The organism is Acinetobacter sp. UBA1297 (genome assembly GCF_002307755.1).
Lineage (GTDB): Bacteria > Pseudomonadota > Gammaproteobacteria > Pseudomonadales > Moraxellaceae > Acinetobacter > Acinetobacter radioresistens.
This window is the reverse complement of sequence record NZ_DBUF01000001.1, coordinates 38,923-58,553: the sequence shown is the minus strand read 5'-3', so window position 1 is coordinate 58,553 and position 19,631 is coordinate 38,923. Positions and strand designations below refer to the sequence as shown.

At 43.5% G+C, this 19,631-nt stretch carries 15 protein-coding genes and 1 tRNA gene; 5 read left to right on the top strand and 11 right to left on the bottom strand.

All coding sequences use genetic code 11. From position 1 onward, the window contains the following. Positions 1 to 106 precede the first annotated feature (106 nt). The 5 genes from B3R63_RS00225 (at position 107) to B3R63_RS00205 (ending at position 5,577) form a co-directional block, all read left to right on the top strand. Positions 107 to 185 (top strand) — tRNA-Met (locus B3R63_RS00225). A gap of 207 nt (positions 186 to 392) precedes the next feature. Continuing rightward, positions 393 to 917 carry a ribosome maturation factor RimP gene (gene rimP, locus B3R63_RS00220; protein WP_005016981.1) on the top strand — a complete coding sequence of 175 codons (525 nt, stop codon included), beginning with the start codon at positions 393 to 395 and terminating at the stop codon, positions 915 to 917. Between the two features lie 40 nt (positions 918 to 957). Next, positions 958 to 2,442 (top strand): transcription termination factor NusA, encoded by a 1,485-nt coding sequence (nusA, locus tag B3R63_RS00215; RefSeq protein WP_005016980.1) that lies wholly within the window; start codon positions 958 to 960, stop codon positions 2,440 to 2,442. A gap of 10 nt (positions 2,443 to 2,452) precedes the next feature. After that, positions 2,453 to 5,179: a translation initiation factor IF-2 gene (gene infB / locus B3R63_RS00210; protein ID WP_005016978.1), complete on the top strand. Its 2,727-nt coding sequence runs from the start codon at positions 2,453 to 2,455 to the stop codon at positions 5,177 to 5,179. Continuing rightward, the gene (locus B3R63_RS00205; RefSeq protein ID WP_005016973.1) at positions 5,179 to 5,577 is read left to right on the top strand and encodes a ribosome-binding factor A; all 399 of its coding nucleotides are present in this window, start codon (positions 5,179 to 5,181) and stop codon (positions 5,575 to 5,577) included. Before infB ends, B3R63_RS00205 begins: the two co-directional genes overlap by 1 nt. A gap of 496 nt (positions 5,578 to 6,073) precedes the next feature. On the opposite strand, the gene B3R63_RS00200 is transcribed toward B3R63_RS00205, so the two are convergent. The 11 genes from B3R63_RS00200 to B3R63_RS00150 all read right to left on the bottom strand — a co-directional run bounded on the left by B3R63_RS00200 (position 6,074) and on the right by B3R63_RS00150 (position 19,571). Further along, positions 6,074 to 6,493, bottom strand: a complete 420-nt coding sequence (locus B3R63_RS00200; RefSeq protein ID WP_005016970.1) for a Na+/H+ antiporter subunit G — start codon at positions 6,491 to 6,493, stop codon at positions 6,074 to 6,076. Between the two features lie 9 nt (positions 6,494 to 6,502). Continuing rightward, entirely contained in the window at positions 6,503 to 6,775 is a 273-nt protein-coding gene (locus B3R63_RS00195; protein WP_005016968.1) for a monovalent cation/H+ antiporter subunit F, read from the bottom strand. Continuing rightward, the gene (locus B3R63_RS00190; protein ID WP_005405911.1) at positions 6,772 to 7,311 is read right to left on the bottom strand and encodes a Na+/H+ antiporter subunit E; all 540 of its coding nucleotides are present in this window, start codon (positions 7,309 to 7,311) and stop codon (positions 6,772 to 6,774) included. Before B3R63_RS00190 ends, B3R63_RS00195 begins: the two co-directional genes overlap by 4 nt. Positions 7,312 to 7,314: 3 nt before the next feature. Further along, complete coding sequence (locus B3R63_RS00185) at positions 7,315 to 9,123, bottom strand: monovalent cation/H+ antiporter subunit D (RefSeq protein ID WP_286727460.1); 1,809 nt, start codon at positions 9,121 to 9,123, stop codon at positions 7,315 to 7,317. Then, positions 9,123 to 9,491, bottom strand: a complete 369-nt coding sequence (locus B3R63_RS00180; protein ID WP_005016960.1) for a Na+/H+ antiporter subunit C — start codon at positions 9,489 to 9,491, stop codon at positions 9,123 to 9,125. The genes B3R63_RS00185 and B3R63_RS00180 overlap by 1 nt, the downstream gene beginning before the upstream one ends. Before the next feature lie 6 nt (positions 9,492 to 9,497). Further along, positions 9,498 to 12,335, bottom strand: a complete 2,838-nt coding sequence (locus B3R63_RS00175) for a monovalent cation/H+ antiporter subunit A (RefSeq protein ID WP_286727459.1) — start codon at positions 12,333 to 12,335, stop codon at positions 9,498 to 9,500. Positions 12,336 to 12,666: 331 nt separating this feature from the next. After that, entirely contained in the window at positions 12,667 to 14,019 is a 1,353-nt protein-coding gene (locus B3R63_RS00170) for an ATP-binding protein (protein ID WP_286727458.1), read from the bottom strand. Positions 14,020 to 14,035: 16 nt separating this feature from the next. Further along, positions 14,036 to 15,538: a UvrD-helicase domain-containing protein gene (locus B3R63_RS00165; protein ID WP_286727457.1), complete on the bottom strand. Its 1,503-nt coding sequence runs from the start codon at positions 15,536 to 15,538 to the stop codon at positions 14,036 to 14,038. Positions 15,539 to 15,546: 8 nt separating this feature from the next. Continuing rightward, positions 15,547 to 16,329 carry a bifunctional phosphoribosyl-AMP cyclohydrolase/phosphoribosyl-ATP diphosphatase HisIE gene (hisIE, locus tag B3R63_RS00160; protein ID WP_286727456.1) on the bottom strand — a complete coding sequence of 261 codons (783 nt, stop codon included), beginning with the start codon at positions 16,327 to 16,329 and terminating at the stop codon, positions 15,547 to 15,549. A 287-nt stretch (positions 16,330 to 16,616) separates the two neighbouring features. Continuing rightward, entirely contained in the window at positions 16,617 to 18,143 is a 1,527-nt protein-coding gene (locus B3R63_RS00155; protein ID WP_265768893.1) for a hypothetical protein, read from the bottom strand. Between the two features lie 330 nt (positions 18,144 to 18,473). Then, positions 18,474 to 19,571: a hypothetical protein gene (locus tag B3R63_RS00150; RefSeq protein WP_265768894.1), complete on the bottom strand. Its 1,098-nt coding sequence runs from the start codon at positions 19,569 to 19,571 to the stop codon at positions 18,474 to 18,476. Positions 19,572 to 19,631 lie beyond the last annotated feature (60 nt).

Genomic DNA, 19,631 nt, shown 5'->3' with positions numbered 1-19,631 from the left:
AAATCCAGCTCCCGCTACCAATTCAATTGCAGTGTAAAGCAGTTGAGAGTTTCTTGTAAGTCAGATTGACTTTTTTTGAAATTCGTTTATAATTTTTGCACGTTGATGCGGGATGGAGCAGTCTNNGGTAGCTCGTCGGGCTCATAACCCGAAGGTCGTTGGTTCAAATCCAGCTCCCGCTACCAAGTTTCTAAGAGGGCTCACAAATAGGTGGGCCTTTTTGCACAGTGGACTTTAGTTTTCTGTGTAAAATATAGGGGCGATTGACGCCCTTTTTTATTGGCTATCGTGTAGTGTCGACATCAATTGGTCAAATAGTGATGCTTCACTATAACAGTCTGCATCGGTCAGAACGTACTGACCGGTTGAATGGCACGAGAAGACGAGAGTAAATGAAATTATCAAATAAAACCCAAGCCCTCCATGATTTAATTGCACCAGCGGTCGAAGCCTGTGACGTCGAGTTGTGGGGAATCGAATTCCTTCCTCAGGGCAAACGTTCTTTAGTTCGCATCTTTATTGATAAACCTGTAGATGAAAATGCAGAACCTGTGCTGAATGAAGACGGTGAGCTGGAACAGGGCCGTGGAATTGGTGTGCAGGACTGTGTCCGGGTGACCCAGCAAGTGGGCGCAATTCTTGATGTGCATGATCCAATCTCAGGTGAATATTCACTTGAAGTCTCTTCACCAGGATGGGATCGCCCATTTTTCCAGCTTGAACAGATGTCGGCTTATATTGGTCAGCAGGTGGCTCTACGTCTGATTAGTGCTGTTGATAACCGCCGTAAATTTCAAGCTAAACTGGTGAGTGTGGACCTGGAGCAAGAACAGATTCAGGTAGAAGTAGAAGGCAGCAAGGTGCTCGAAATCGATAGCAACAATATCGATAAAGCAAATTTGATCTATCAGGACTAAATTAATTCCATTAAGAAGAATTCAATTTAATAGGTGACTTATGGGCCGTGAAATTCTTACCGTTGTTGAAACGGTCAGTAATGAAAAAGGTGTTAGTCGGGAAGCGATCTTCGAAGCTTTAGAGCAGGCGCTTGTTGCAGCGACGAAGAAAAAATTCTACGAAGGTACCACCGCAGAAGAAGCACGTTTACGTGTTGAAATTGATCGTAAGACTGGGGATTATCGTACATTCCGTCAATGGGAAGTGGTTGCAGACGAAGACCATGAAATGCCGGCATGTCAAGATGCGATTTCCGATGTAGACCCAGCAAAATGGTCAATTGGCGATATTCGGGAGCTGGAAGTCGAGTCAATTGAATTTGGCCGTATCGCAGCTCAAATTGCCAAACAGGTTATTGTACAAAAGATTCGTGAAGCAGAGCGTGCGCTCATTGCGGATGCTTATGAGTCTAAAGTAGGCGAGCTGATTTACGGTGAAGTGAAGAAGCAGACTAAAGATGGCTTCATCATTGATCTGGGAGATAATGCAGAAGCTTATCTGGCGCGTGAAGAAATGATCGCTAAAGAGATTTTGCGTCCAAAACAGCGGATCAATGCCATTTTGTACAGTGTAAACCGTGAAGGCCGTGGCGCTCAGCTTCTACTTTCGCGTGCCAAGCCTGAAATGCTGATTGCCCTGATGAAAAAAGAGATTCCTGAAATCTCTGAAGAAATCATTGAGATTAAAGCAGCAGCACGTCAACCTGGTGTTCGTGCTAAAATTGCCGTAAAAACCAATGACCACCGTATTGATCCGGTAGGTGCATGTATTGGTATGCGTGGTACACGTATCCAGGCTGTTCAGCAGGAGCTCAACGGTGAGCGTATTGATGTTGTAGTGTGGTCTGATGATCCGGCCCAGTATATTGCCAGTGCCCTAGAGCCGGCTGATGTTTCTGGAATTGTATTGGATGAAGATACACATAGTGCTGATATCATTTTTGCGACCAGTGACCAGCTTGCACGTGCAATTGGTTCACAGGGCCAGAATGTACGTCTTGCTTCAGAACTTACCGGTTACAAGCTGGATATGATGCTGGAAGACGAGTATCGTGCTCGCCAGCAGAATGAGGCACAGCAATATCTGGATATGTTTGTTTCACGTCTGGATATTGAAGAAGACCTGGCGATGGCACTGGTTGAAATGGGCTTTACTTCACTTGAGGAAGTGGCTTATGTACCGGCAGAAACCTTCGATGAAATCGAGCTGGATACCGAACTGGTCGAGTTGTTGCAAAGCCGTGCCAAAGAAGCTGCTTTAGCGGATGCGTTAAAACAGCAGGAAAATATTCAAGATCCGAGTGAAGAACTTCTGAATATGGAAGGGATGACACGAGAGATTGCTTATTCACTTGCCGCTCGTGGTGTAGTGACTGTAGATGACCTGGCCGATCAGGCAACTGACGATATTGCTGATATTGAAGGTTTGGATGCCGCGAGTGCGGGTCAGCTCATTATGAAAGCGCGTGAATCATGGTTTAACTAGGAGGAAATATATGACGGACAAGTCGATTCAAGAGTTAGCGCTCAGCGTAGGTCGTCCTGTAGAAAAGCTCCTAGAGCAAGTTCGCGATGCAGGCTTACCACAGCGTCAGGCTGAAGATATTATTACTACCGAGCAGCAGGATGTACTAGTGAGTCATCTCAAAAAAGTACATGGGCAAGCGGATAGTGGCGTAGGAAAAATCACGTTGAAACGTAAAACAACTAGTACGGCTAAAGTGGCCAGTACCTCAGGTAAGGCGAAAACGATTAATGTAGAAGTACGTAAAAAACATACTTTTACTAAGCCGAACCCTGAACAGATTGCTGCTGAAGCGCGCGCTAAAGCTGATGCGCAAGAGCAGGCACGTGCTGACATGATTGCACGTCAAAAAGCTGAACAGGCAGCGCGTCAGGAAAATGACGGGCAAAAACTTAGTGGTGAAAATAAAGCGAATGCAACATTGGAAGCAATGCGTGCAGCAGCTAAGCAGGAAACTGCGAAAAGCCCGCAAAAAGCTGAAGTGGTGGTGAAAAAACGCTCAACCAATAAGCCGATTGTTAAGCCGGTAGTCAAGCCAACCGAGACTGCAGAGCAGCGTAAAGCACGTGAAGAGCAGGCAGCACAATTAAAAGCGGCTGAAGAAGCTGCGCGTCGCAAGGCTGCTGAAGAGGCACAACAGCGTACGCTTGAACAAATGCGCCAGATGGCTTCTAAATATTCAAATGAAGATGCCACCAAAACTATTCGTGTTGTAGATGATTCTCCACTCGCGGCAGGTCTCGTTGGTCAGGCATATGAAGATTCATTTGCTAAAGAAGACCGTGAAATCAAGCGTGGTACCAATACCAATAATACACGTTCACCGAAAAAAGGTGGTCGTCGTGGTCAAGAAGAGCAGTCATTTAACCAGAACCAGCATAAACGTGGTTTAAAAACCAGTCAGGCCAACAAACATGGCTTTGAAAAACCGGTTAAAAAGCAGGTTTATGATGTTGAGATCGGTTCAACCATCGTGGTGGCTGATCTTGCACAGAAAATGGCAGTTAAAGTACGTGAAGTGATCAAGTCACTCATGAAAATGGGTGAACTGGTAACTCAGAACCAGGCAATTGATCAGGAAATTGCTGCCCTGGTTGTAGAAGAAATGGGCCATAATCCGGTACTTGTTTCTGATACACAGGCGGAAGATAACCTGCTAGAAGCTGCTGAAGAGGCTCGTGGTGCTCAAACTACACGTCCTCCAGTCGTGACAATTATGGGTCACGTTGACCATGGTAAAACATCTTTGCTTGACCGTATCCGTCGCTCGAAAGTGGCTGCCGGTGAAGCAGGTGGAATTACCCAGCATATCGGTGCTTACCATGTGAAAACCGACAAGGGAATTATCACTTTCCTGGATACTCCGGGACACGCTGCCTTTACCGCAATGCGTTCACGTGGTGCACAGGCGACTGATATTGTTGTGCTGGTGGTTGCAGCAGATGATGGTGTCATGCCACAAACTGCAGAAGCAATTGATCATGCACGTGCTGCAGGAACACCGATTATTGTTGCAATCAACAAGATGGACAAAGAATCGGCTGATCCGGACCGCGTACTGAATGAATTAACCACTAAAGAAATCGTGCCTGAACAATGGGGTGGTGATGTACCAGTTGCCAAAGTTTCTGCACATAGTGGTGAAGGGATTGATGAGTTACTTGACTTGATCCAGATTCAGGCAGAGCTGATGGAGCTCAAAGCTTCTGAAGAAGGTGCAGCGCAAGGTGTGGTTATTGAAGCGCGTGTCGATAAGGGCCGTGGTGCAGTTACTTCGATCCTGGTACAAAATGGTACGCTTAATGTCGGTGATCTGGTTCTTGCCGGTGCATCTTATGGCCGTGTACGTGCCATGACAGATGAAAACGGTAAACGGATTAAATCTGCAGGTCCTTCAATTCCGGTAGAAATTCTGGGTCTACCAGAAGCGCCAATGGCGGGTGATGAAGTTCTTGTGGTGAATGACGAGAAAAAAGCCCGTGAAGTTGCTGATGCCCGTATGGACCGTGAACGCCAAAAACGTCTTGAGCGTCAAAGTGCAATGCGTCTGGAAAATATCATGGCATCTATGGGCAAGAAAGATGTGCCTGTAGTAAACGTGGTACTGAAGACAGATGTACGAGGTACTTTAGAAGCCTTGCATGTGGCGCTGGCCGATCTGGCTACAGATGAAGTAAAAGTACGTATCATTGGTTCAGGTGTAGGTGCAATTACTGAATCTGACGTGACACTGGCTGAATCTTCTGAAGCGGTACTACTCGGCTTTAATGTTCGTGCAGACAACACAGCACGTCAGAAAGCTGACATTGATGGAATTGATATCCGTTACTATAGCGTGATCTATCAATTGATCGATGATGTAAAAGATGCAATGAGCGGCAAGCTGGCTCCAGAACATCGTGAAACGATTCTGGGTGTAGCTCAGGTTCGTGAAGTATTCCGTTCAAGCAAGTTTGGTGCTGCTGCCGGCTGTATGGTCATGGAAGGTACGATTTATCGTAATAAACCGATCCGTGTCCTGCGTGATGACGTTGTAGTATTCCAGGGCGAACTAGAATCTTTACGTCGTTATAAAGATGACGTAAACGAAGTTCGTGCGGGTATCGAATGTGGTCTGGCAGTTAAAGGTTATAATGACATCAAGGAACTCGATAAAATCGAAGTTTATGATGTTCAGCAAATCAAACGGAGTCTTTAATGGCGGGTAGTCAACGTCTGAAGCGTATGGGCGACAGTGTACAGCGTGAGCTGTCTGAGCTGATCCGCCAAGAGCTGAAAGATCCACGTCTGGGTGGTCTAGTGACCATCTCGGCCGTGAAAGTGAGCCCAGATTTAGGTTATGCCGATGTGTATGTCACAGTCATGGGTCGTGAGTTATCTGATGACCAGAATGAACAGGCACATCAGCAGACACTTGAAGTTCTAAATAAGGCTTCAGGTTTTCTGCGCCAGGAATTGAGTCGTCGTATTAAGACACGCATTACACCAAGATTGCGTTTCCATTACGACAAGACTAATGCCTACGGCAACTATATGTTTGGGCTGATTGCTGAGGCAGTGAAAGACCTGCCTGAGCGTAAAGAAGATGAAGAGTAATTTCTATTCTGAATTCTTTTAAAAAAATTTTTGGTAAAAAGGCGGGCTTTAAAGTCCGCTTTTTTTTAATTGAAAAATTTATTTTATTTAAATTATTTATTACGCTATTAGAGTGAAAATCTGACCTGATATTTATCACTGATCATTTAATATGAAATAAAAAGTTTGAACGTGAAGAATTAAAAAAGTTCTTTTATTACAGGTTTTACTCGTATTCTATAAAAGGTGGCTTCTGTTAAGCCAGAAATGAAAATTTTAGTTTATAAATTAGGCTCTTTAATTATTGGGCTGAACTTTATATCAATTATTTAATGATTGATTCCATAAATATTTTAATCTTTATCTAGCAATACATGCTTGGAAATTAAAAGCTCAGAATGTGGTTATAAATTTTAATAATCTATTTAATATGTGAGTAACTGATCTCAGGTCAAGTACCATCCTTGATTATGACCTGATGATTCAGCCAGATCCTTAATATTCTGAAATAGAATCATCAAGAATCTGGGGTGTTTTTTCTTCCTCTTCGACTCTCTCTAATCCTTTTGGTTACCCGGCGTCGATAACCTTCCCAAGGCAAGGGTCGGTCCAGTGCCTCGGGTACATCACCACTTCTAGAGCGTAAACGCAGATGGAGCGCAGCCTGTGCCATCAAATTAGCGGAAACAGGCGCTGTGATAAAAGCCAGCAAGGTGATTAAAATCTCAGCAAAACCAAAGCGGCCATGGAATGCCGAGAAGATGATACTGGCAATTAAGAAGCTACCTAAGCCCAAAGTACTGGACTTGGTCGGGGCATGCAGGCGCATAAATAAATCGGGTAAACGCACCATGCCAATGCCCCCAACCACCATAAAAAATGAGCCAACCACCAGGAAAAAAGAAACCAGTATTTCCATAATGAACTGTTCTTGCATTTCGTTCTCCTAGTCGATTACATGGCCACTGGTAAAGTAACGGGCAAGCGCAACAGTAGAAACAAAACCCAGCATGGCCACCAGCAGTGCTCCTTCGAACAGGGAAGTGCTCATCCAGTAAATTCCGAGTACAACTACCAGACAGGTGGCATTCAGGAAAAATGTGTCCAGTGCAAGTAGCCGGTCAACTATGGATGGGCCTGTAACCAGGCGGTAGAGACACATTAACATCGAGACCATAATCGCGATCAGGCAGATTCCTAGTGCATAAGGTAAGATCATTCGATTTCTCCTTGAGCTGGCTCGACATTAAAGATGATTAGTAAAGGAGCTTCATAGCGTTGCTTGATAGTTTCAATTTCTTCCTCCTCACTTTCGGCACTTAAGGCATGGACCAAAATATCGCCACGTTCCTGGTCTATGCCCGCACTGACTGTTCCAGGGGTGGTAGTAATAATCATCGCCAGCAAGCTGTTAACCTGTTCGTGATCACTCTCTAGCGGTACCCTAAACCATTTTGGCTTGAGGTTGCGCGAGGGGCCAAGTACTAAAATGGCTACCTTGATATTGGCAGTAACAATGTCCCACAACACTACAAAAAACAGTTTTAAGGCCATACCCCAGTGAATATCCGGTGTACGAATAATAAAGGGCTGAACCAGTTTCGGTATAACAATACCCAGTAAAACTGCCATGGCCAGGTTGGCGGCATCGGCGCTATGTGCCAGCATGAGCCAGCTTAAACCTACCAGTATTGAAACAAAGGGATGTGGAAAACACCACTCTAAAACAGGTATTTTATGCATGGATTTCTTCATTAATTAAGGCTCCATGGGTTTAAGCTGTGCATCTTCCGGAACAGCAGGTTCCAGACTATGCTGTTGCTGAATTTGTCGCCATTTATATTCCGAGATGTGTCCACCTTCTAGTGTATTTTCACTGATCATAAATGGAATCAGATTGGCATTCCGGTCTTTATTCTCGCCGCCATATTTTGTTTCTGGTACATAACTGGCATCGTAAGGTTTAACACTGATGACCTGATTAAGCAGACCACGTTTTAAAATCGTATCTGCATAAGCCTGATCATTTTGAATCTGCAGTGCCGTATTATGGTTATAGCGCTGGATCGGTGCAGCAAAAACCACATAAAGGATCAGAAGCAGAAGTAACAGGTACAAGGTTTTATCATTACGTACTGGCGCTGTTTCAGGTAAAACCTTATACGCTTCGAAAGCAATTTCACGTGGGTCCATTTCTGGTGTAGTGGCTCGCCAGAACAGGATGAAGCCGACCCGGACAAAAGCAATAATACTGAGCAGGCTGACAATCAGCAGGCTTGCAATAATAATTCCCTGCTGCGGATGATTAGCGGTTGCCTGCAAAATAAATAGCTTGCCAAAAAAGCCGCTAAATGGCGGTAAGCCAGCCATCATCATACCAATGATCAGGTAAACCAGAGCAATGGTCTTGTCCTGTTTCATTTTTGGTGACACATCCAGATGATCTTTAAACTCGCCACGTTGCGAAGTTATCCAGCCACACAGCAGATAAAAAGCAGCACCAATCAGAGTACTGTGCACCAGGTAATAAAGAGCCGCAGACCAGGCTTCGGTATTAAACATCGAAATGGCAATCAGCAGAGTACCAATTGAAGATACAATCATGAAGCCTACGAAGCGTCGTAAGCGTTCAGCACCGATTGCTCCGATAGTGCCATAAATAGCAGTAATAATAGCAAGTGGTAGAAGCCAGCTTTTAAGTGCAGTCTGGGCAAAATAATCATCGAAAATAGTGCCATTTACTCGCAGGATGGCATAAATACCCACTTTGGTCATAATAGTAAATAGTGCGGCAACGGGTGTAGTGGCTACAGCATAGGTTTTAGGCAGCCAGAATCCGACCGGAAGTAACGCCGCCTTAATGGCAAATACGGCAAACAGAAGCAGGCTACCCGCAACTGCCAGTTGATGCTGATCTGGAGGTAATGAAGGTACAATTCGCGCTACATCAGCCATATTCAGACTGCCGACACTGCCATAAATAATTCCAAGTCCAATCAGGAACAGGGCAGAAGCCAACAGGTTAATCGTGACATAATGTACCCCAAGCTGAAAACGTGCTTTCCCCTGACCATGTAGCAGCAGTACATAAGAGGCCATGAGCAGTATTTCAAAGAATACAAACAGGTTAAATAAGTCACCCGTTAGAAATGCACCGCACAGCCCCATCAGCAAGAAGTGAACCATGGCATGAAAATAACGTCCACGGGTATCCCAGTCCTTGCTGGCATACCAGAGCAGAGGCACCGCCAGGGTATAGGTAAGCACTAGCATCATGGCAGATAACTGGTCAAGAACCAGAATAATGCCGAAGGGGGCGGCCCATTCACTTAAATTATAAACAGTAATGGTGCCTTGGCTGGCCTGTATAAAATAGCTGATGGCTGTAGCAAACCCGGCAAGTGCAGAAAAGTAACTGATACCGCGTCGCCAAGGCTGACGCCAGTCTTGCGCTAACTCTCCTGAGCCCGGATTTCCCAACAACAATAAGAGAACTGCTGTAAATAACGGAATCAAGATACTGAAAATTGGCGTATGAGCATGCCAGAAACTTAAGAAATCAGACATTATGGCTCATCCCCGCGCGCATCAAGATTGGGTGACGGGTCATCCTTAGCATCGACATGGTCAGTTCCTGATTCATAGCGACTACGCAGAGCCAGCTGTACAATAAAAGCAGTTGTCGCGAAACCGATCACAATAGCTGTCAATACCAGTGCCTGAGGCAATGGATCTGTGACTCTTACAGTCTGTGACAAAATTGCCGGAGCATTAAGCTGAATACGACCAGTTGCAAACAAAAACATGTTAACGGCATAACCAATAACTGCCAGGCCTAAAACCACGGGAAAGGTACGCGCTCTTAATAACAGATAGACCCCTGTAGCAACCAGTAGACCAATCGCAGAGGCAAGTAAGAATTCTAAACTGATCATGGATAATTACTCCCTTGGCATCGGTCCTGACATACTGGAATGTCTGGAGTCGCCTAATACAGAAATCATCAGCATGGTAGCGCCGACAACAGTTACATATACACCTACATCAAATGCCGCAGCAGAAGCTAAGTGCAGTTCACCTAGAACAGGTGGAGAAATATAAATGTGAGCACTGGTAAGAAATGGCCGTGCCCAGAACCAGGCAGCAATGCCAGTCAGACCTGCAATTAATAGACCCACACCAATCCAGACTTCGTAGAGGCGCCCGGAGCGGACTTTAAGCATCTGTTCAGTCTGGTCCTGACCCAAGGCTATGTATTGAATAATTAAGGCCATTGCGGTAATCAGCCCGGCAATAAAACCACCACCTGGATAATTGTGACCGCGTAAGAAGATATACAGACTTACCACCAGGGCAAGAGGCAATACCCAAGATGCTGTAGAGCGCAACATCAACGGTGAAGGGTTAAACCGGAAGGTCAGGCCTTGAGTCATGGTTGTGCCATGTGCTCGCATACCATCCATCAGACAGAGCACACCAATTGCCGCAATACCCAGAACAGTAATTTCACCAAAGGTATCGAAGCCACGGAAATCAACCAGGATGACATTCACTACGTTTGATCCGCCTCCAAGCGGCAGCGACTGCTGGAGGAAAAACCATGAAATAGATTCATGGTCACGGGTTAATAATAACCAGGTAATCCAGCCAATACCCAAGCCCGCTACAATGGCAATCACAGCATCACGCCAGCGCCGTGTCCGGCTTGATTCGTATGGTGTAAGCTGAGGCAGCAAACCCAGCCCCATCAGTAAAAGTACGGTGGTCACTACATCGACTGTAATCTGGGTTAATGCCAAATCAGGTGCCGAAAGTCCCACAAACACCATGGTGACGACTAGGCCAATAGCACCGCTGATAAGGACTGCCTTGATACGCTCATGATGAAACCACAGCATCATCCAGCAGGATGAAAACAGTAATAGCCATAAAACGATAGCAATAGCAGGTGCATGAGTAAGTTCGCGTGCTCCAGTAGTCAAGCCCTGATTAAATAAAGGCGTCATTACCAGTGCGATACTGAATAAGATGATCCAGAGCAGATAATTCTGTAATGACCCTGATTCAGTCTTGCGTTTAAGTCGACGTGAGTTGATTAGTAGGTATTTTAGAAAAAGATCAAACAGTACCCGGCCTTGTAATTTTCCAAGTTTCGGGTCCAGATCAATTGAGCGGATGCGACCATTTTTGGCTAAGCTAAAGTATAGTCCTGCACCGGCGGCCAGAGCGATGATACTCATAACCAGTGGCAAGTTGAACCCATGCCAGATGGCCAAATGAGCATCTTCAAATCCTGGTTGCATTAAACTGGCACGTGTAACTGAGTTAATAATATCTTCAACCAGTAAGGCTGGAGCTATACCTACTAAAATACATAAGATGGCCAGCAGTAACGCAGGTGCCCGCATTCCAAATGGAGGTTCATGTGGTGAGCGGTTTGGTACTGCTTTACTTATCGGTCCATCAAAGAACACACCATGAACCAGCCGGACAGAGTAAGCAACTGCAAATATTCCGGCTAGGGTCGCCATGATGCCAAAAATTATTGCAACAGGGCCTGAGAGATTAGCCAGTAGCTCTGTAAAGAACATTTCCTTAGACAAAAAACCATTGGTCAGGGGGACACCAGCCATTGCTGCAGCGGTAATCATGGTTAAGGTGCCGGTAAATGGCAGGAATTGCCAGAGACCACTTAATTTGCGTAAATCACGAGTGCCTGATTCATGATCAATAATTCCAGCAATCATGAACAATGCAGCTTTGAACGTTGCATGGTTAATAATATGGAAAATAGCAGCAGCAACAGCCAGCGGTGAGCCGATACCTAACAGGCAAACAATCAGCCCCAAATGGCTGATGGTAGAGTAGGCCAATAGACCTTTTAGATCTTCTTTAAAAATGGCAAAAAAAGCTGCCATGGTTAATGTAAACAGGCCAATAAAGGTAACAATATTATGATAAAGCGCAGCCCCCACAAAAATAGGTGCCAGTCTGGCCAGTAGAAAGATACCAGCTTTCACCATAGTGGCCGAATGTAAATAGGCCGAAACTGGGGTAGGTGCTGCCATGGCATTAGGTAGCCAAAAATGAAAGGGAAACTGGGCACTTTTCGTAAATGCACCGAGTAGAACCAGTAATAAGACTGGTACAAAAAGAGAATGGTGCTGTATCTGCTCCCGCATAGTTAAAATCTGGTCAATTTCATAAGTGCCAGTAATATGTCCAAGCAGAACAAAACCACCGAGCATTGCCAGTCCACCCATACCGGTAATCGTCAGTGCAATACGTGAACCACGCTGGGCGGCTTCATAATTGCTCCAGTAACCGACCAGCAGGAATGATGAAATACTGGTCAGTTCCCAGAAGGTCACCAGAAGAATCAGGTTATTAGATAAAGAGATGCCCAGCATGGCTGCCATGAACAGCATGAGTAGACTGTAGAGCTTGCTGAGGGAGTTTTTAGGACTAAGATAGTAATAGGCATAAATATAAATTAAGGTGCCGATACCGGTAATCAGCAAGGCAAACATCAGTCCTAGTGCGTCAAGACGCAAACTCAGATTCAGTCCCAATTCGGGTAGCCAAGGCCAGCTTTCTGAAAAAACCTGACCATTTAAAATACTTTTTGCGTGAGTCAGTAATAAGCTAAAACTGGTTAAACTGACTCCAATCGCTCCTAAAGCTGTTACCCCGCGCGAGAATCTCTTCAGCCACGAGACAAGGGTGGTGCCAAGTATTAAAGGGAGCAGTATAATAATCGATAGCACACTCGTATCCATGTCATGATTAGGTCGAGACCTAAAGGTGAACCTTATCTTTCAAGGGTTTATAGGAGATCAATGAGATATCCAAAGCTTTAAATCTTGAAAGCCGAAACTTGTATGTAAATCAGAAAGGACAAGTTGTATTGCGCAACTTGTAAAATGCTATAGCAAAACGATCAATAATCTTACTATAAAAAATTACGTAAAATTTGATTTTATTACACGAAAATAACAACATCAAAGACTTGTGTGTTACGCCTGTTTATTATACGCGACTCATTCGTGATCCCAAGATTTTTTTCTTATTGCTAAGGCAATTGCCTGTTTAATAGTTTCATTACCAGGTTTATTTATAATCAGCATCAGATATAGGGAGTGAATGGGAACCGTTTTGTATCAAACGTAAAAGCTCTTCGTATTCTGTAGCTGAAAGTTGCTTAATCAGCTCAACAATCTGGGGCAAAGCCGAGCACGCTGCCTCATTTGTATTTGCTGAATCAGATAATGTTTCTTGACCCTCTAAGTCCTGATAGAGAGTAGTGAAGCCAGTCCAGGTGGTACTTTCTGGCTTTTTATATAATTGCCTGTTGTCTAAACGCAGCCCACATAAGGTATTGGTGTCCAGCAGCTCACTCTGGCTGGCAGTAGCAATAATTTGTAGCCTTGGAAAAGCCTGCTTCAAACCTTCAAGTATGTAGTGCGAGCTTTGCAAATCTAAATGTGCATCTACATTGTCAATCAGCAAAATACCTTCTCCTTCAAGACATGGATATAGACTTAGCGGGTTTAATAAACAAAGGCGGCGTACTATATCTCCGACTAGGGCGATCCAGGTTTTTAAAGTACTGGAGAGCTGCTGGAACATCAACGTTTTTCCTGCATAGACGACCATCAGCTGTAATTTGGGCTGATACTCCAGATAAATCTCGGTTAATTGTGGTATGACTGTCTGAAGGCTATGTTTTAAAGCACTGAGACAAGGTGCATAGAGCTGTGTCTGAAGCTGGGAGAGTCCATGCTGGAACTCTATAGTGGATGCATGATGTTGCTTGAGCAGCTCATGAAAAAGCTGGGTAGTCCGGGCATTTTCAACATCACTGACTTCACGTAACCATTCGAAAAAGCGTATAAAGGTGGTGAAGGGTACTGATACCAGATCGTATGCTGAAGCCGCTTGAAAAATGGTCGGAATATTTTTGCTCAGCAAATTGGTTTCATTGGTAAAACGCTCTGCCGGGTAATAGGCTATTAGCGGTAAACCCAGCATTGGATCCTGTCTGATGGCCTGCTGGTACAGCATGACCATCTGCTCAAGCTGCACAGTTTCAACTTTGCTGATACCTGTACCTTGAGCATTAAGAGTTTTATACAATTGCCATGAACACAGAGACGAGCTTGTGGCTTGAATATTACTACTTTCAGCCAGGTTACCAATTTCGGCAGGTAGACTCACCTGTATATCGACTTTGGCCTGTAGCCGGTTATGCATGATATCCTGGTCCTGAATAACTACGCCTGCAGTTCTGAGATCTTTTAAGCGTGCAGGAAACCAGGTCAGTGCCTGATAGATATTTTTAAGGATCGATGTTTTGCCAGAAGCCTGATCACCAATGATCAGAGTCAGTGGCTGCTCATCAAGTTCCAGCTGTAGGTCAGTAAAATGGCTGATATGTTTTAAACGGACAGACTTGAGTTTCATATGCCCCCGGCATGAGTTAACCCACAGAGCGGCGCAAACTTTGAGGAGCCTTGAGCTTAAGCTGCTGGATCAGGTCATAGATATGATGAATATTTAAGCTCACTTTAGCACGTGTACATGCGACGTATAGTAATCTTAGCTCTTCATCACTGATTTTATGTTCCAGTCCATTTATTTTAAACTGGTAATCATCTTCAATATGGACACGGTTCCACTCCAGCCCTTTTGCCTTATGTGCAGTTGAAATTACATAATCGGCCTGCTCAATCGGGGTAATTTTGGCTAGTGCCCTCTTGAGTGGATCCGTACCATGATCATCCACCAGTTTGACCAGCGGTTTAATATCACTTCCTTCATTGGTTTCGCAATATTCGTGAACATCATGCCAGGAATTAAACCAAGCCAGTTCAGGCACATCGGTAACTCGCTTGCCCTGTTTAAGCAGGCTGGCTGCATCGACAAAACGATTCAGTTTAAGATGGTCAGCCTGTAAACTGACTTTATCTCCATGTACTAAACCGGCCAATAGCAGCTCCATCGCCCGGGCATTGGTCCGGCATAAGATAGCATCCCGCATTTTAATATGAGGCTTGTTAACTACGCTCGACTTTAGCTCAGGGTTTCCAAGAAGGGGCACAGTCTCATCTAATGCACCCAGCAGATAGTTCGCTACCTGTGCGATCTCGTCTCCAAAACGGAATGAGGTGGTAAGACGGGATTCTGGTAAGGGAAGCTGCTGCATGGCGTTAACAGCACCGCGCCAGGCATAAATTTGCTGATGGGCATCTCCCACATAAATAACCTGGGTACTTTTCTGTTTAAGTAAAATTCCAAGCATCAGCGGATCAGCATCCTGAGCTTCATCAAAGAGGACATAGTCAGCTGGAATATACGGCTCAGACAAGGCCCAAAGCTTCAGGTAAATATCATGCCCGATACCTGCTTGATGATTGGGATCAATTGATTCTAACCAGCGCCGTTCTACCGCAGGATACAGATGTTGCTGTAGAATAATAATATCATCTGCATGTAACCAGCTTGGAGCCTGAATATGCCGTGGTGCCGGATATTGCGAACTGGTTGAACAGAAAAAGCTGACTGCATTGGCAACCAGACTCGCCAGACGGCTGGGCATGAGTACATACTTCTCATAGCGTCCGCCCATTAAACGACGTAATGTAATAGGCTGTAGCCGGTATTCTTTAGCAATAAAACTGGGACTCAAACGTGGTAGACGCAGTTTATCAGTCACACCACGCGGTACGCTACGAAAAGCCAGCGAGTGAAAAGTACGGCAGTCGACATTACGGTGAAATTTTTGCTGTGCTTCAGCGGCAATTGCCTTGTTAAAAGCCAGATACATGCCACGCCTTTGTGGCATGGCATCGCTGATCATCTGTAAGGTTGTGGTTTTACCTGTTCCTGCATAGGCAATCACTTTAAAGGATTGGCCAAGACGGGCATTGTCTATGGCAACAGCCTGCTCATAAGTGGCTTGAGGTTTTTCTTGAATAGACACAAAACGCCTTAATGTTGACGGCTGGCTTTTTCAACCAGTCCGGATAAACCCTGGCGACGTGCCAGTTCATTGAGTACCAATTGCGGCTCAAGATCAAAATAACCGAGCATTACAATAGTATGGAACCAGAGATCTGCTATCTCATAGACCAGATCATTACGATTGTCCTGGTTGTTTAATGCAGCGAAATCTTTTGCTGCAAGCAGGGTTTCTACACTTTCTTCACCAACTTTTTCCAGAATTTTATTTAAACCTTTATGGTAGAGTTTGGCGACATAAGATGAGTCAGGATCAGCTGCTTTACGCTCACGCATCATCCCGCCCAGATAAGATAAAATCTCTACCTGTTCGGATGCAGCATTTGATGCAGACATCACTGCTGTATGTGTATTCTGTGTTTTCTTATTATAAATCTGCTCTGGATCTTTGAGCTGGGTATCTACAATTTCCCAGCCATTGGCTGTAAGTTTTCGATAGAAACAGGATTCACGTCCAGTATGGCAGGCAATTCCTCCATGCTGTTCAATCTGCAAAACAATCACATCAGCATCACAGTCCAGACGGATTTCATATACAGTCTGAAAATGTCCAGACTCTTCACCTTTATGCCAGAGTTTCTGACGTGAACGTGAGTAGTACACAGCCTGCATTTTTTCAGCAGTAAGTGCCAGAGCTTCGCGATTCATCCATGCCACCATCAAAACACGGCCAGTCTGATGATGCTGTGCAATAGCAGGTACTAAACCTTGATCGTTAAATTTTACTTCATCGAGCCACTGCAAATTATTCATGGATACATCACCGCAATAAAAGATGGAACCGGTGAAAAGACCGGCAGGAATTTTTATGAGGCTATAGTGTACGGCAAAGCACGGAAGATAAGAACGTTATCCAAGAAAAAAACGACAGGATTAGACGCCATGAATGTTTAATCCTATGGCGTAAAATAAAAATTTTAAGGTAAAAATAGCGAGTTTAAGGCACATCAAAAATATATATAAACTTTGGTAATAAACTGAATATATGTAAACAGAAAAGGCCAGCCAGTGGCTAGCCTTTTAAAAAGAATTAATACAGGCTAATTCAATCTGAAATAACCTATAACAGCCGCTCCCTTAAAGTTCTGTTCGCCCACTGTGATTTCTCCTGAGGCCATGCTATAACTAGGATTAAGCGCATAAGTACTTGGTAACACGTATAATATTGTTTGTACAGTGTCACCTGTAGAAAGTTTTTCTCTGTAGCGATTATAGTAATTATTAATACCAGGATGGTTACGCACTAAATCTATCAGTGAAATTTCTCCATTTGAATCCAGTGAAATTTCATTATTGAGTGTCACATCTGCTACATCAACACCGGCCAGAGAAGAGCGGATGGCAAACGAGCTGCCCGCTGGAACGTAAACAGAATCAATATTTCCATTTTGATCAAAAGTAATTTGCACATTATTTAAGATGGCATATAAGCTTTCTGTCCGATTACCACTTTGGCCAAGTAATTGTATACCTAACCTAAATGTATCCGTTGCTTCTGAAGACTTGAGGTTGTCCAGTTTGAAGTTAGTTGAAAGTACATTCTCAAAATTACTCAAGTTAATGTTGAGGGGATTATCTGCTCTAGATGCTCTTAACTGGTCTATGTTATAGCCTGCAAGGCTAAAAGTATTATGTTGGGGTAAAAGTAGATTCTCTTGTAATTGATCTTGGACTACAGGGGACTGAATAGCATCCAATAAGGCTTCACCAGAGTCTGCATTCTGAACAACATTATTCAGTATTTCTGAAACAGCGGTGATATTTGTATGAATGTGATCAATAATGCCTGTATCAATTTCAACATCGGGGTTAGTGATTTCATCCTGTGCTTTATCTACTGCTGTTTCAAGAATTGCAGTTAATAAATTTGCATTAATCTGTACTGACTGACTCGCAAACATTGGTTGATCATTAATATGTTCAAGTATAGATTCAAAAGCAATCCGGGTCGCATCTTCAGTACTAATTGCACTTTCACCATCAGGCGTATTGATTGCTTCTAATGAGTCTTCAATATGCGTAACTAGTTGCTGTAGGATAAAGCTAGCTGCTGCAGTTTGTGCATCACCATCTGCTACCGGATCAAAGCTAGAAATATTGTTTGCATTAACTAAAGAGGTATCAATTCTCAAGTTGGTTAATATTGTACTTAATTGATTAGCTCTATTTGCTTGGGTCAGGTAATAGTCAAGAGAAGTAAGGGGGCTGACCACAACTTTGTTGCTTGCAGTATTTTGTAGATCGGTCTTTTTAAGCTTCAGTGTGCCTGTAAACGGAAGACCAGTAGCTGTATCAGTGCCACCTGTAATAGTAATAGCAGAATTATTACAAGCAGCTGTCGTGTTAAAGCTAAATTGGCCTTGAGCATTGGTGGTAACCGAATTACCATTGTTACTATTATTACAGTCATCAAAAGTTACAGTCGCATTCGCTAGATAGAAGTCTACTGCAGTACCTGATACCGTTCGTGGGCTAAAATTATTGTCATCATTATCGCTACCGCAGGCACTTAAAAGGCTTGCGACCGCTACTGCCAGTAATGAATGTTTTATCGTTCTAGTTAACATTGTAGTTCTTCCTTCGGTGTTGTAATTTTTAATTTAAATAGTTATAGCAAAAAAAAAGATTAAAAAAACAGCAACTCATGCCTAATTACATTTTTAAATAATTCCTAATTTAGGAAGATTAATGTAAAAAAAATCTTTAGTAGTTCAAATAATTGTTTTTAATGAAATTATTTTATAATTTAAAAATTATTTTCGATAAACGGTAAAGTATTAAATTAAAAGAGCCGAATAGAACTTAAATTATTTTTGTAAAAAAATTTATCTTAAAATAGAGATTTAAATAAATACACATGAGCCAATCCATAAGATTTTATGTCATGGCCCATTTGGTTAAAATCCGTGGAAAGTAACTCCTAAAGTAGCTAAGCCATAACGACGGTCCAGACGCGATGCAGTTATACCATTATATAAAAATGGAATCTGCCCTACAAAATTGTGTTGGTACAGTTCAGCCTGTACAAAAGTTTTTACTTTTGGCGTAATGTCATAACTCAGCTTTAAACCTAAAGTGTGATTATCTTTAATAGCTGTATTACCAAAATCTTTGGCTCGGTTATCAATATCCTGACGCCATAAACGTTGATACTGATAACCTAGCTGACTTTCAAACTGTCTATAACGCCAGTTCCATGAACCCCCGATACTGGCGTAAATGCTGTCATAATTTAGATCTTTATCAACATCAATACCGTACTCTTCTGCATTTCCACTGATTTCAAGCTGGTTTACCAGCAGCCCATCAATGACACAAGGTTGAGCCAGATTGCCTCTATACTGGTTATCAGACTGTACGGCTACATCAACCAGACAGCCACGGTAGCGTGAACGAAAGTTAAGACTGTCAACTTCTACTTGACTATAACCCAAACTTGCAAAAGCATTAATCTGGTTCATTGGATCAAGTTTTCGTGAAAAAACGCTGTCTAGCTGAAACTGCCAATCCTGTGGTTTATTAACCTTAATTTTTTCAAAGCTCTGGCCATAAAATCTGGTTGCTGAGGTTTTGTTAAGATCATCAGACTGGTTAGTCCAGATACTAGCACGAAACATTACCGCATCTTTACTAGATAGATTCAATTCCGGTGTATAGTGAACACCTAAAAGTGCTGTATGAATTTTATTAGTATCTGGATCGTAGTCAATTTCACGATATTGATAGCGGCCTTCCAAGCCCCACTGCGGATTAAGCTGATAGTCAGCCTGAATGTGAGCGCCGCGATAATCTCCTTGATCACCGCTGCCACCTTCACTTTCACGGATATCAAATATATCAATGGTGTCATTTACTGCATCTGCACCTAAAGTGACTTTCAGTGGAGATGATGTATCTTTAAGCTCACGAGCTTGTAAAAATAAATCATTCGGCGCAGCATATGTGATCGTGACCAGCATACAGCCAACAGCAAGCGCAGTTATTCTTAGTTTCATATTTTTACTCAAACACAAGATGGAAAAATATAAAAAAGGCCAGCGCAAAAGCTGACCCTC

Bases quoted from the DNA above. Each gene is read 5' to 3' on its own strand.
- B3R63_RS00200 (WP_005016970.1), bottom strand. From the start codon at position 6,493: ATGCAAGAACAGTTCATTATGGAAATACTGGTTTCTTTTTTCCTGGTG.
- B3R63_RS00155 (WP_265768893.1), bottom strand. From the start codon at position 18,143: ATGTTAACTAGAACGATAAAACATTCATTACTGGCAGTAGCGGTCGCA.
- infB (WP_005016978.1), top strand. From the start codon at position 2,453: ATGACGGACAAGTCGATTCAAGAGTTAGCGCTCAGCGTAGGTCGTCCT.
- B3R63_RS00180 (WP_005016960.1), bottom strand. From the start codon at position 9,491: ATGATCAGTTTAGAATTCTTACTTGCCTCTGCGATTGGTCTACTGGTT.
- B3R63_RS00150 (WP_265768894.1), bottom strand. From the start codon at position 19,571: ATGAAACTAAGAATAACTGCGCTTGCTGTTGGCTGTATGCTGGTCACG.
- hisIE (WP_286727456.1), bottom strand. From the start codon at position 16,329: ATGAATAATTTGCAGTGGCTCGATGAAGTAAAATTTAACGATCAAGGT.
- B3R63_RS00205 (WP_005016973.1), top strand. From the start codon at position 5,179: ATGGCGGGTAGTCAACGTCTGAAGCGTATGGGCGACAGTGTACAGCGT.
- B3R63_RS00185 (WP_286727460.1), bottom strand. From the start codon at position 9,123: ATGTCTGATTTCTTAAGTTTCTGGCATGCTCATACGCCAATTTTCAGT.
- B3R63_RS00175 (WP_286727459.1), bottom strand. From the start codon at position 12,335: ATGGATACGAGTGTGCTATCGATTATTATACTGCTCCCTTTAATACTT.
- nusA (WP_005016980.1), top strand. From the start codon at position 958: ATGGGCCGTGAAATTCTTACCGTTGTTGAAACGGTCAGTAATGAAAAA.
- B3R63_RS00190 (WP_005405911.1), bottom strand. From the start codon at position 7,311: ATGAAGAAATCCATGCATAAAATACCTGTTTTAGAGTGGTGTTTTCCA.
- B3R63_RS00170 (WP_286727458.1), bottom strand. From the start codon at position 14,019: ATGAAACTCAAGTCTGTCCGTTTAAAACATATCAGCCATTTTACTGAC.
- B3R63_RS00195 (WP_005016968.1), bottom strand. From the start codon at position 6,775: ATGATCTTACCTTATGCACTAGGAATCTGCCTGATCGCGATTATGGTC.
- rimP (WP_005016981.1), top strand. From the start codon at position 393: ATGAAATTATCAAATAAAACCCAAGCCCTCCATGATTTAATTGCACCA.